Raw genomic sequence first — 11,492 nt, 5'->3', positions numbered from 1 at the left:
TCAGTTACCTGCACCGCTTCCCCTTCGACATCCTCAAGATCGATCGCTCCTTCGTCGGCAAGATGGATCAGGACGACCGCCAGGGCCTGGAGATAGTCCGCACCATCATCGCCCTGGCCCAGGTGCTGGGGCTGAAGGTGGTGGCCGAAGGCATAGAGACGCCGACCCAGCTGGAGCTGCTGCGCGGGCTGGGCTGCCAATTTGGCCAGGGCTACCTGTTCGCCAAACCGCTACCGGCGAGCGAAGCCGAGGCGCTGCTAACGCGCGCGCCGATCTGGTAGGTCGTAGGGTGGGTTAGACGCCATTTGCCGCTCATTACCGGCAGCATGCCGAGAGGCGTCGTAACCCACCATTGGCGGCATGCGGCGGTGGGTTACGCGGCGCCGGTATCTTCTGCCGGCTTAAACAAGGTTTACCGCTAACCCACCCTACGCATCAGGACGACAGATAGGACGAGCGGGTCAGGCCCAGGCGCAGGGCGTCCAGGTACTGGGTGCGCTCGCGGGCGCTGATATTGGCGCCGGCCACCTTGTCGCGGTAATGGTTCATCAACTCCTCCGGCGACAGGTGCACGTAGCGCAGCATGTCCTCGATGGTGTCGTGGGTTTCGATGCCGGCGTGGTACACGCTGCCGTCGGGGTTCTGGTAGATGTTCACCGAGTCGGTGTCACCGAACAAGTTGTGCATATCGCCCAAGATTTCCTGGTAGGCGCCGACCAGGAAGATCCCCAGCAGGTAATCATCGCCCTCGCGCACTTCGTGCACCGGCAGGCTGGTCTCGATGCTCTGCTCGTCGACGTATTGCTTGATCTTGCCGTCGGAATCGCAGGTCAGGTCCTGCAGCACCGCGCGGCGCAGCGGCTCCTCGTCGAGGCGATGCAGCGGCAGAATCGGCAGCACCTGGCCGATGGCCCAGGTGTCCGGCAGGCTCTGGAACACCGAGAAGTTGCAGATGTACTTGTCGGCCAACTTGTCGTTGAGTTCGTCCAGCACCTGGCGATGCGAACGCTGGCGCGCCTTCAGCGAGTTGTGCAGACGCCGGCACACGGCGAAGTAGCACTGCTCGGCCAGGGCCTTCTGCACCAGGCTGATCTTGCCGTCGGCATACTGGCTGGCCACGTCGCTCATATAGTGGGTGGCGCGCCAGTAGGTCTCGGTGACCATCTCGATATCGGTGGGGCCGAGCAGGTCCACCAGCCACTGCACGGTTTCCGGCAGGCTGTCCTTGTCGTCAATGACCGGCACTTCATCGTTGTGCTTCTCCACGTCGGTGACCTGCACCACCAGCATGGCGTGGTGCGCGGTCAGCGAGCGGCCGCTCTCGGAGAAGATATGCGGGTGCGGCAGCTCCTGGGCGTCGCAGAACTCCTTGAGCATGCCCACCACCACGCCGGCATAGTCGTCCATGTCGTAGTTGATCGAGCTGGCGTTGCGCGAGTGGGTGCCGTCGTAATCGACCCCCAGGCCGCCGCCGACGTCGATATGGTCGACCGGCAGGCCGAGGCCGCGCAGCTCGCCGTAATAGCGGATGGCTTCCTTGAAGCCGTGCTGGTAGTCGGCCAGGTTGGCGATCTGCGAGCCCATATGGAAGTGCAGCAGGCGGATGCCCTGATCCAGCTTGGCCACGCGGAAGCGCTCGACCACCGACAGCAACTGCGCCGCCGACAGGCCGAACTTGGACTTCTCGCCGCCGGTGTCGGCCCACTTGCTCGAGGCCAGGGAGGACAGGCGCACGCGCAGGCCGATCTGCGGGGCGACCTTGAGTTCGGCCGCCTCCTCGATCACCAACTGCACCTCGGATTCCTTCTCGATCACGATAAATACGTTGTGGCCGAGCTTCTGCCCCATCAGCGCCAGCTTGATAAATTCGCGGTCCTTGTAGCCGTTGCAGACTATGGTGCCGCCCTTGGGGGCCAGTGCCAGCACGGCCATCAGCTCCGGCTTGGAGCCGGCTTCCAGACCGATGGACACGTCCTGGGTGGCGATGATGTTTTCTACCACCGCTTCCTGCTGGTTGACCTTGATCGGGTACAGCGCGGTGTAGCGGCTCTGGTATTCCAGGCGCTCGATATTGGCATCGAAGGCGCCGGTCAGCTGGCGCACGCGGTCTTGCAGTATGTCCGGGAAACGCACCAGCAGCGGCAGGCTGAGGCCGCTCTGGCGCAGCTCGTCGACCTGCTCGAACAGGTCGATGGGCTTGCTCTGCGGGCCGTTTGGACGCACTTCGACGCGGCCCTTGTCATTGATCGCGAAATAACCCGCGCCCCAATGGCGAATGCCGTAGACACTGCGGCTGTCCGCGACTGTCCACTGGCTGCCGTCATCTTTGCGTGTGCGTCGTACAGACATCGAAGTCTCCCTTGCTGGCGATTAATGCCCAGGCAGAGCCGGGGCGGGTACAGAGTAAAGTCTGGAAATGACGATCGCTCGACACTGCGCTGGGCGCATGCCGAGGGGGTTAAGCAACCTTAGATCAGCAGACCGGCTAGCCGCCGGATTTCTTGGCTTTATAGCCGCGTTTGAGCAGTTCTTCGAGCAACAGTTCGACATGCTCGCCCTGAATCTCGATCACCCCGTCCTTCAGCGAACCGCCGCAGCCGCAGCGCTTTTTCAAGACGCTGGCCAGCTCCTTGAGCGGCTCTTCAGCCAGGGGCACGCCGCTAACGGTGGTCACCGTCTTGCCGCCACGACCCTTGGTCTCGCGGCGCACGCGGGCGATACCATCGCCTTCGGGAATCTGGGTCTGTTTGCAGATGCAGGCGGCCACAGGCGCGCCGCAGTCCGGGCAATGCCGGCCGCTGTCGGTGGAATACACCAGGCCGCTGAGGGCGGCGAATGACGAAGCTTTCTTGACCACCGGTTTGTCCTCGAAGGGGTCAGGATAGCGACTGGCCGACTGAGCGCCGCTAAGAACCTGTTTCGGATCTCGCGAGCTAGAGCGAGACAAGGCGCTACGTTAGTAACAGCCTTCGGCTGGTCAAAACAGCCGAGGAAGCGGAGTTTACGGGCTGTAAATGAGCATTCCGAGGCTGTTTTTAACGCAGTATCGCCGAAGTGCAGCAGATCCGAGACAGGTTCTAAGGGCGTCGACCGCGAAGCCCCACTCTGGCAGGGGCAGCGCACCCGAGCAGGCTCGGGCTTGAAGGCGGCGCAGTGTAACGGCAAAAAAGCCGCTTGCTAAGTGCAAAAATGCGCCATTAATCGGTGGATTGGCGACGCCGCTCGGGGACATAGGTTGGGCTGAGGCGCGCAGCGACGAAGCCCAACATGGCGGCCGCTGTCCAACATCCTGTTGGGCTTCGCGAAGCTCAGCCCAACCTACGCCCTAGTTTCTGGCCGCCAGATAACGCTGCAGCGCCGCCAAGGAGTCGGGGCAGTAGGGTTTACGCCGGGTATCGGCCAGGGCCTCGTCGAGGGAAATAAAACGCGCCTCCAGCACTTCCTCCGGCTGCAGCACCAGCGGCGCATCGGACACCGCCGAAAACGCCGTGCACCACAGGCGGCTTTCCGGGGCGTCGTAGAGGAAATGCGCGTGCTCGACCAGCGCCACATCCTGGATGCCCAGCTCCTCGGCCAGTTCGCGGGCGGCGGACTCGGCGTAGCCCTCACCTTCCAGCACCATGCCGCCGGCGGCCACGTCCCAGTAGCCGGGGTACAGCGCCTTGCTCAGGGTGCGGCGGTGCACGCAGAGCTCACCCAAGCTATTGAACAGCAGGATATAGCTGCCGCGGCCAATCAAGCGGCGCTCGCGCAACTCGCGGCGCAACAGGCCGCCCAAGGGCCGGTCCTGCTCGTCGACCCAGGCGATGCGTTCGGCGTCGGAGGCGGCGCGATGGGCCTGCTCGGCTTCAGACCAGGCCATGGCTCAGCCCTGCGACAGCAGCTGACGCAGGTCGATCAGCCCGGCATTGGCCCGCGAGATATAGTTGGCCATCACCAGCGAATGGTTGGCCAGCAGGCCGTAACCGCTGCCGTTGAGAATCATCGGGCTCCACAGGGTTTCCTGGGCGGCCTCCAGCTCGCGAATGATCTGCCGCACGCTGACGGTGGCGTTCTTCTTCGCCAGCACATCGGCGAAATCCACTTCGATGGCGCGCAGCAGGTGGGACAGCGCCCAGGCCTGGCCACGGGCCTCGTAGAACACGTTGTCGATCTGCAGCCAGGGGGTCTCGTAATTGACGCCCTCGACGAAGTCAGGCTGGGTGCCGCCAGCGGCCAAGGCTGGGTCTTGCACCGCGGTGTTCAGACGCACCTGGCCGACGCTGGCCGACAGGCGCTGCGACAGCGAGCCCAGGCGGGTGGCGGCATCGCCCAGCCAGTTATTGAGGTTGTCGGCGCGGGTATAGAACTGCGCGTTGGGCTGGCTCGGGTCGGACAGGCGCGCCAGGTAGCGGTCCAGGGACTTGATGCCCTCGGCGTATTCGGCCTCGGAGGCCGGCAGCGCCCAACTCTTGTTGTCGAAGTGGAAGCGCGGCTCGGCCTTGGCCAGATCCGGGTCTTCGGTGGACTGCGATTGCGAGCGGGTGAAGTCCTTGCGCAGGGCCCGCGACATGTCACGCACCTGCACCAGCACGCCGAACTCCCAGCTGGGCATATTGTCCAGCCACAGGCCCGGCGGGGCGAGGTCGTTGGACAGATAGCCGCCCGACTTGTTGAGCAAGGTGCCGGCGACCTGCTTGAGGGTCTCGGCGGTGGTGTAGCCGCTGACCAGCTTGCGCCCGCTGGCCTGAGCGGCGGCTTCGGCGCGCTGCTGTACGGAGAACTGCTCGGGCTCCTGGCTCCAGTACCAACCGACGACCATCGCCAGCAGCAGATAGAGGGCGAGCAAAGCGCCGCCTGCACGCACGGCCCAGCCGCCGGCGAAATAGCTGCGTACAGTGTCGACTGAGTCTGCCGCGCCATCACGCACACCGGCAGTACGGTTCTTCCAATCCAGCATGGCCTTGTCCTTTGGTTACTCATCGCGTGGTTCGAGCATAGCCCTCGGCGGGGCTGCGCAACTGCCTCGCACTATAAGGGATGCGCGGCTCGCTGCGCAGCGCAGCAGGGCAAACTTAGTGGCTGTTGTGTTTGTCCAATTTCTGTGACGGTATAGACAGAAGGCCGCCGCCAATAGATCGACGGCGCTCACAAAACGTACTACCGGTGCTAGCATTGCTAGCAATGCGCCATCACACCGCGACAGCCAAGCCGCGCCAATAGAATAAGGGCCATGAGCGAATACGAAGACCCCAGCCGCGACCGCCTCAAGCAACACTTCGCCCAGCGCGTGATCAACCAGGCGCGTCAGCTGCTGGAAGTCTGGCAGCGCCTGCAGCGCGGCGAGTGGAATGACAGCGGCATGGGCGAGCTGGAGCAGGCCACCCAGTTGCTGCAACGCTATGCCGAACGCTTCGAGCAGGCCGAGCACAGCCAGCTGGCCCTGGAGATCGGTCACTGCCTACAGCGGGTGAGGGAAAACCGCGGACGCCTGAACAGCGAGCTGATCAGCCAACTCAACCTGCTGATGCAGCGCCTGTCGCGCACCGGCCTGCGGCATGGCGACCGCTTCGAACAGACGCTGTTGCCGCCCCTGCGCAAGCCGGTGTACCTGGCCCTGCAGCAGTTCGAACAGGCCGAACAACTGGCCCAGCGCCTGGAGTTCTTCGGCATGACCGCGCTGCCCATGGCTAGCGCCAACGCCTTTCGCGACGCGGTGCTGGAGCGCCACCCGGCCGCCATCCTGATGGACGTCGACTTTTCCGGCCCAGGCGCCGGCCTGCAACTGGCCGAAGCGGTGCAGGAAGGCCTGGAACACAAGATCCCCCTGCTGTTCTTCAGCCAGCACGACACCGATACCCCCACCCGCCGGGCCGCCGTGCGCGCCGGTGGCCAGGAATTCTTCAGCGCCAACCTGGACGCCTCGAACCTGTTCGAGCGCATCGAGGTGCTGACCCACGTGGCACAGTACGAGCCCTACCGGGTGCTGATCATCGACGACTCGCGGGCCCAGGCCACCCACACCGAACGGGTGCTGAACAGCGCCGGCATCATCACCAGCACGCTGTGCGAGCCGATCGAGGCCATGGGCCAGCTGGCCGAGTTCCAGCCTGACCTGATCATCCTCGACATGTATATGCCGGCGTGCAACGGCCCCGAGCTGGCCAAGGTGATCCGCCACAACGACCGCTACGTCAGCGTGCCGATCATCTACCTGTCCGCCGAAGACGACCTGGACAAGCAGCTGGACGCCATGAGCGAAGGCGGCGACGACTTCCTCACCAAACCGATCAAGCCGCGCCACCTGATCGCCACCGTGCGCAACCGCGCCGCCCGTGCGCGCAGCCTCAAGGCGCGGATGGTGCGCGACAGCCTGACCGGGCTGTACAACCACACCCACAGCCTGCAACTGCTCGAAGACGCGCGCCGGCGCGCCGAGCGCGATGGCCAGCCGCTGAGCTTCGCCATGATCGATATCGACTTCTTCAAGAAGGTCAACGACACCTACGGCCACCCCATGGGCGACCGGGTGATCAAGAGCCTGGCGCTGTTCCTCAAGCAACGCCTGCGCAAGAGCGACCATATCGGCCGTTACGGCGGCGAGGAGTTCGCCGTGGTGATGCCCGACACCGACGCCGAGTCGGCCAAACGGGTGCTCGACGAAATCCGCCAGCGCTTCGCCGAAATCCAATTCTCCGCCCCGCCCCACAAGCTGTCCTGCACCTTCAGCAGCGGCATCGCCCAGCTATCCCCCGACCTGGACGGCAAGCTGCTGTCGCAACAGGCAGATCAGGCGCTGTACGTGGCCAAGCACGGCGGGCGCAATCAGGTGGCGATTTTCCAGGGTTAGACCCACAGGCGGAAACTGTGAGGCGCTCCACGGCGTCATATTCCGGTCATAAAAAAGCAATAAATTCTGAGGCTTAGCGGCTGCCCCGAGTTACTCGAGGGCGGCCCGTACCGTTCCCTATCGGTCGAGCCCTATGCGCCTGAAATCCCTTACCAACCTCAATAGCCTGCTGCTGGTCACCGTCTGCGTCGCCCTGGCGGCCACGCTCTGGTGGTCGCAACGCGCGCTGGAGCGTCCCTATCTGCTGATGGCGCGCTACCTGAGCCTGTCGCAACAGTTCCAGGGGGACGCCGCGCAGAACATCTCGGCCTATCTGGACGCTGGCGATGCCCTGCGCCATAGCGCCGCCCTGCAGTCGCTGGACGCACTCAGCCTGGCCCTCGACGAGCTGCCCAGCCAACTGGCCGAAAATCTGCGACCCAGCCTGAACGATCTGCAGGCCTTCAGCGCCAACCAACTGCTGGCCGCCGGCAAGCTGTCCGGCGACCCGCAGGGCTTGCTGCTGCAGGCCGAGCGCGAGATGGAGGCCGCCCTGGAGCAACTGGCGCAGTACGCCGACAGCGGCGCGGCCGAGGCGGCCGCCGGGTATCGCCGGCCGCTGTTCGATGCCGCCCGTCACCTGACCCGCCTGGCCCATGCTCGCGCCAAGCTGGTCAGCAGCGGCCGCAGCGAACTGGCGGCCGAGGTGGAGCGCGAACTGGCCGCCCTGCACCAGCAGGCCCAGCGGCTCAACGAGCTGCCGCTGCTGGGCGTGGCCGAGGCCAGCGCCGCCTCCGGCAATGCCTTCGCCGAACTCATGGGCCTGGAGGCCAGCGACGCCAGCAGCAGCCAGGCCGAAGACCGCGGCATCGCCCTCAAGCGCGACCTGGCCAGCCTGATCGGCCGCTATCCGGCCGAACTGCAGCGCACCCGCAACCTGATCGAGCAGCGCGCCGCCCTGGCCAACAGCACCCGCCAGCAGGTCGCGCAGGTGCAACAGGCCCTGGCCGCCCTGGAACCGCTGGTACGCGCCGAGCACGGGCGCATCCAGGGCGAGGTGCAGCTGATCCTCGGCCTGATGATCGGCCTGATCCTGCTGATCGCGCTGCTTATCGACCGCATCCAGCGGCGCCTGACCCGGGTGCTCACGCATCTGGTGCCGGCCCTGTCGGCCTGGGCCCAGGGGGATTTCGGCAAAGACATCACGCTTGCTTCGGGCACCCGCGAGCTGCTCGATATCGAGGAATCGCTGAACCGCCTGCGCGCCTACTTGGTCGACCTGGTCGGCACCATTCGCCTGCATGCCGAGCAGGTGGTCGACTCCAGCCGCACCCTGGCCGACCTCAGCGGCGGCCTGCACAGCGGCGCCGAACGCCAGGCCGGCGATACCGCGCAGATCCGTGATGCCCTGGGCGATTTGCAGGCGACCATCCAGCAGGTGGCCGGCGACGCCAGCCAGACCGCCGATGCCAGCCGCCACGCCGACCGCGCCCTGGGGCAGGGCCAGCAGGTGATAGGCCAGAGCCTCAGCGGCCTGCATGCGCTGGTCGAGCAGGTACAGGGCAACGCCCAGGCTATCGAGCGCCTGGCCGAGGAAACCGCCACCATCGACAAGGTGCTGACGGTGATCCGCGGCATCGCCGAGCAGACCAATCTGTTGGCCCTCAACGCCGCCATCGAGGCGGCGCGCGCCGGCACGCTGGGCCGCGGCTTCGCCGTGGTCGCCGATGAGGTGCGCGCGCTGTCGCAGCGCACCAGTGACGCCACCGCCGAGATCCAGGCACTGATCGCGCGCCTGCAGCAAGCCGCCCGGCAATCGGTGCAGGCCATGCGCACCCAGGTCGAGCATGCCGAGCACAGTGCCAGCCAGGCCGCGGCCGCCGATGGCGCGCTGGATGAAATAGTCGTGGCCATCCGCACCATCGCCACCATGGCCGAGCGCATCGCCGCGGCCACCGCCCAGCAGAGCGGCGCGGTCAGCGAGATTCGCGGCCACAGCGAACGCATTCACCGGCTCGGCGGCGACAACCTGCTGCGTATCGGCGAGGGGCGCAACCAGGGCGAGCAACTGCTGCACCTGGGTGGCCAGCTGCATACCGCGGTGCAGGCGTTCCGCCTGTAAAAGGACCAGCGATCAGCACGCAACGCGGCCGCGGCCAGCATCACCTAGACTCAGTCAGGTGATCAGCCACCGTCCTTGGAGGCCTTATGCGCCTGGGCCTGCTGCTGTCGTGCTTACTGCTGAGCCCATATATCCAGGCCACTACCCTGGTGGTCGGCATCGAGGACGCTAATAACGCCCCCTTCGAATATATCGACGAGAATGCCCAGCTCAGCGGCTTCCACGTCGAGCTGATGCGCACCGTGTGCGGCCGCCTCGGCTGGAAGCTGGAGTTCAGGCGATACCCCTGGAAGCGCACCATGCGCGCCCTGGAGTCCGGCGAGATAGATGCCGCCACTTTCGTCGCCAAGTCCCCGGAGCGCGAGCAGTTCGCCCTGTTCCTCCCGGACAATCTGCTGCATGTGTCGCGCACCACCCTGTATATCAAGCGCGAGCGGGCCGGCGAGATCCGCTACCAGCCGCCCCTGGAACAGATGGCCTGGCGCTGGCGCACCGCCCTGCCCAACGGCTACTACATGAGCGATGAAGTGCTCGCCATGATCGAGCGCGGGGTGCCCATCGAACAGCCCACCGTCACCCAGTCGCAGCTGTTTATCATGCTGATCAGCGACCGCTTCGACGCTGTCTTCGGCGCCACCAGCGCGCTGACCCGGGCCAACGCCGAGATTCCCGACCTCGATCAGCAGGTGCAGCGTCTGGACGGCGCGCTGTTTCCCGGCAAGTCCATGTATGCGGCCTTTTCCCGCGCCGCGCCGGCGCAACTGGCCGAGCAGTTCGCCGAGGCCTACCGATTGTTTCGCCTGGAGCCGGCCTACCGCCAGCTGGCGCAACGTTTTGCCGTGACCGAACTGCTGCCGCAACCCGGCGAATTCCAGTAACCCAGGCCTTCACCCGGCAGACCCAGCCTCCCGCCCCGGCGTGCGTAACCGCGCAGCCCGCTCTGCGCGCCGCCTGACTCGCGGCAACAGCCAGGGCGGCGGCTTTCCGTTATTATCCGGGCATCTTCGACTCGCGAGACCACCATGCGCCGCCTGCTTAGCCTGATTCTGCTGTTGCTTGCCCTGCCCGCCGGCGCAGGCCTGTTCGACAACCGCCCCGCCCCGGCCGAACTGGGCGCGCCGCTGAACAACAGCGCGGACTTCCTGCCGGTGCGCGAGGCGTTCCAGCTGAGCCTGATCGACAGTTCCAGCGAGTCGATCAAACTGCGCCTGGTTGCCGCCGAGGGTTATTACCTCTACCGCCACCGCTTCAATTTCAGCAGCGAGCCAACCGCCATCCGCCTGGGCCAGGCCAAACTGCCGGCAGGCCAGCAGAAGACCGACGACTATTTCGGCGAGGTCGAGGTGTACCACGGTGTGTTGGATATCGAGCTGCCGCTCAGCCCCGCGGACAACCGCCCGTTCAACCTCAGCGTCACCTACCAGGGCTGCGCCGAGAAAGGCCTGTGTTACCCGCCGGAAACCGAAGTGCTGCCCATAGGCGGCGGCATTGCCGCGGCAAGCACCAGCACCAGCACCAGCACCAGCACCGACAGCTCGGCGCCCGGCCGGAGCTGGAGCGACCTGGCGCTGTTCTTTCTCGCCGGCTTAGGCCTGGCCTTTACCCCTTGCGTGCTGCCGATGCTGCCGATCCTCACCGGCGTAGTGCTGCGCGGCCAGCCCGGCGGCCTGCGCGGCCTGACGCTGTCGCTGGCCTATGTGCTGCCGATGGCGGTCAGTTTCGCCATCCTCGGCGCGCTGATGGGCCTGTTCGGCGCCGAACTCAACCTGCAGGCGCGCCTGCAATCGCCCTGGGTACTGGTACCCTTCGCCATTTTCTTCGCCCTGTTCGCCGCCGCCAGCCTGGGCTTTCTCGAACTGCGCCTGCCGCCGGCCATCGACGGGCCGCTGCAGCGCCTGAGCCAGCGCCTGCACGGTGGCACCTTGCTCAGCGCCGCCTCGCTCGGCGTGCTGTCCAGCCTGCTGGTCTCGCCCTGCGTGTCGGCGCCGCTGGCCGGCGCGCTGCTGTATATCAGCGCCAGCGGCGACTCCCTCGGTGGCGGTCTCAAGCTGCTGGCCCTGGGCCTGGGCATGGGCGCGCCGCTGGTGCTGTTCGCCGCCGGCGGTGGCGCCCTGCTACCCAAATCCGGGGCCTGGATGCTCGGCGTACGCAATGCCTTCGGCGCCCTGCTGCTGGGCGTGTCGATCTGGCTGCTGGAACGCGTGGTGCCCGGCCCGGTCAGCCTCGCCCTGTGGGGCCTGTTGGCCGCCGGTGTAGCCCTATGGCTGGGCGCGCTGGAGCTGACACCGAAGACCCATCACCAGAAAGTCCCCCAGTTGCTCGGCCTACCGCTGTTGGTCTACGCCCTGGTCACCTGGGTCGGTGCCCTGCAAGGCCATAGCGATCCGCTGCGGCCACTGGGCGACGTCGCCGCCGCCGAATGGCAAGCGCCGGCTAGCCGCAGTTGGCAGACCATCCGCAGTCCGGCCGAACTGGATGCCGCCCTGGCCGCGGCGAAAAGTGCCGGACAGCCGCTGCTGCTCGACTGGTACGCCGACTGGTGCATCAGCTGCAAGGTGATCG

General features: G+C 66.0%; 9 protein-coding genes. 5 read left to right on the top strand and 4 right to left on the bottom strand.

Annotated features, from left to right (window positions below):
• Window positions 1-281: EAL domain-containing protein (locus Q8Q83_RS11175; protein ID WP_305623716.1), on the top strand; the 281-nt coding region annotated here is incomplete at its 5' end.
• 154 nt (window positions 282-435) lie between these two features.
• On the opposite strand, the gene speA is transcribed toward Q8Q83_RS11175, so the two are convergent.
• The 4 genes from speA to Q8Q83_RS11155 form a co-directional block, all read right to left on the bottom strand.
• A complete protein-coding gene (speA, locus tag Q8Q83_RS11170) occupies window positions 436-2,349 on the bottom strand; it encodes an arginine decarboxylase (RefSeq protein WP_305623714.1) in 1,914 nt (637 codons plus the stop codon).
• Between the two features lie 136 nt (window positions 2,350-2,485).
• The gene (locus Q8Q83_RS11165) at window positions 2,486-2,857 is read right to left on the bottom strand and encodes a translation initiation factor Sui1 (RefSeq protein WP_305623712.1); all 372 of its coding nucleotides are present in this window, start codon (window positions 2,855-2,857) and stop codon (window positions 2,486-2,488) included.
• A 468-nt stretch (window positions 2,858-3,325) separates the two neighbouring features.
• Complete coding sequence (locus Q8Q83_RS11160; protein ID WP_305623710.1) at window positions 3,326-3,862, bottom strand: NUDIX hydrolase; 537 nt, start codon at window positions 3,860-3,862, stop codon at window positions 3,326-3,328.
• A 3-nt stretch (window positions 3,863-3,865) separates the two neighbouring features.
• On the bottom strand, window positions 3,866-4,939 hold the full coding sequence (locus tag Q8Q83_RS11155) for a DUF2333 family protein (RefSeq protein WP_305623708.1): 1,074 nt from the start codon (window positions 4,937-4,939) through the stop codon (window positions 3,866-3,868).
• Between the two features lie 273 nt (window positions 4,940-5,212).
• Between Q8Q83_RS11155 and Q8Q83_RS11150 the strand changes: the two genes are divergently transcribed.
• The 4 genes from Q8Q83_RS11150 to dsbD form a co-directional block, all read left to right on the top strand.
• Window positions 5,213-6,829 (top strand): PleD family two-component system response regulator, encoded by a 1,617-nt coding sequence (locus tag Q8Q83_RS11150; RefSeq protein WP_305623707.1) that lies wholly within the window; start codon window positions 5,213-5,215, stop codon window positions 6,827-6,829.
• Window positions 6,830-6,962: 133 nt separating this feature from the next.
• A complete protein-coding gene (locus tag Q8Q83_RS11145) occupies window positions 6,963-8,930 on the top strand; it encodes a methyl-accepting chemotaxis protein (protein WP_305623705.1) in 1,968 nt (655 codons plus the stop codon).
• An 86-nt stretch (window positions 8,931-9,016) separates the two neighbouring features.
• Complete coding sequence (locus tag Q8Q83_RS11140; RefSeq protein WP_305623703.1) at window positions 9,017-9,808, top strand: ABC transporter substrate-binding protein; 792 nt, start codon at window positions 9,017-9,019, stop codon at window positions 9,806-9,808.
• Window positions 9,809-9,952: 144 nt separating this feature from the next.
• A partial coding sequence (gene dsbD, locus Q8Q83_RS11135; RefSeq protein ID WP_305623702.1) for a protein-disulfide reductase DsbD occupies window positions 9,953-11,492 on the top strand: 1,540 nt, incomplete at its 3' end.

The organism is Pseudomonas sp. (assembly GCF_030696055.1).
In the GTDB taxonomy this organism is placed as follows: domain Bacteria; phylum Pseudomonadota; class Gammaproteobacteria; order Pseudomonadales; family Pseudomonadaceae; genus Aquipseudomonas.
Note: the sequence above shows the minus strand (reverse complement) of the source record. Positions and strands in the feature narration are given on the sequence as shown.

Coding starts and splice junctions, on each gene's coding strand:
- speA (WP_305623714.1), bottom strand. CDS start 2,349: ATGTCTGTACGACGCACACGCAAAGATGACGGCAGCCAGTGGACAGTC.
- Q8Q83_RS11160 (WP_305623710.1), bottom strand. CDS start 3,862: ATGGCCTGGTCTGAAGCCGAGCAGGCCCATCGCGCCGCCTCCGACGCC.
- Q8Q83_RS11155 (WP_305623708.1), bottom strand. CDS start 4,939: ATGCTGGATTGGAAGAACCGTACTGCCGGTGTGCGTGATGGCGCGGCA.
- Q8Q83_RS11150 (WP_305623707.1), top strand. CDS start 5,213: ATGAGCGAATACGAAGACCCCAGCCGCGACCGCCTCAAGCAACACTTC.
- Q8Q83_RS11145 (WP_305623705.1), top strand. CDS start 6,963: ATGCGCCTGAAATCCCTTACCAACCTCAATAGCCTGCTGCTGGTCACC.
- Q8Q83_RS11140 (WP_305623703.1), top strand. CDS start 9,017: ATGCGCCTGGGCCTGCTGCTGTCGTGCTTACTGCTGAGCCCATATATC.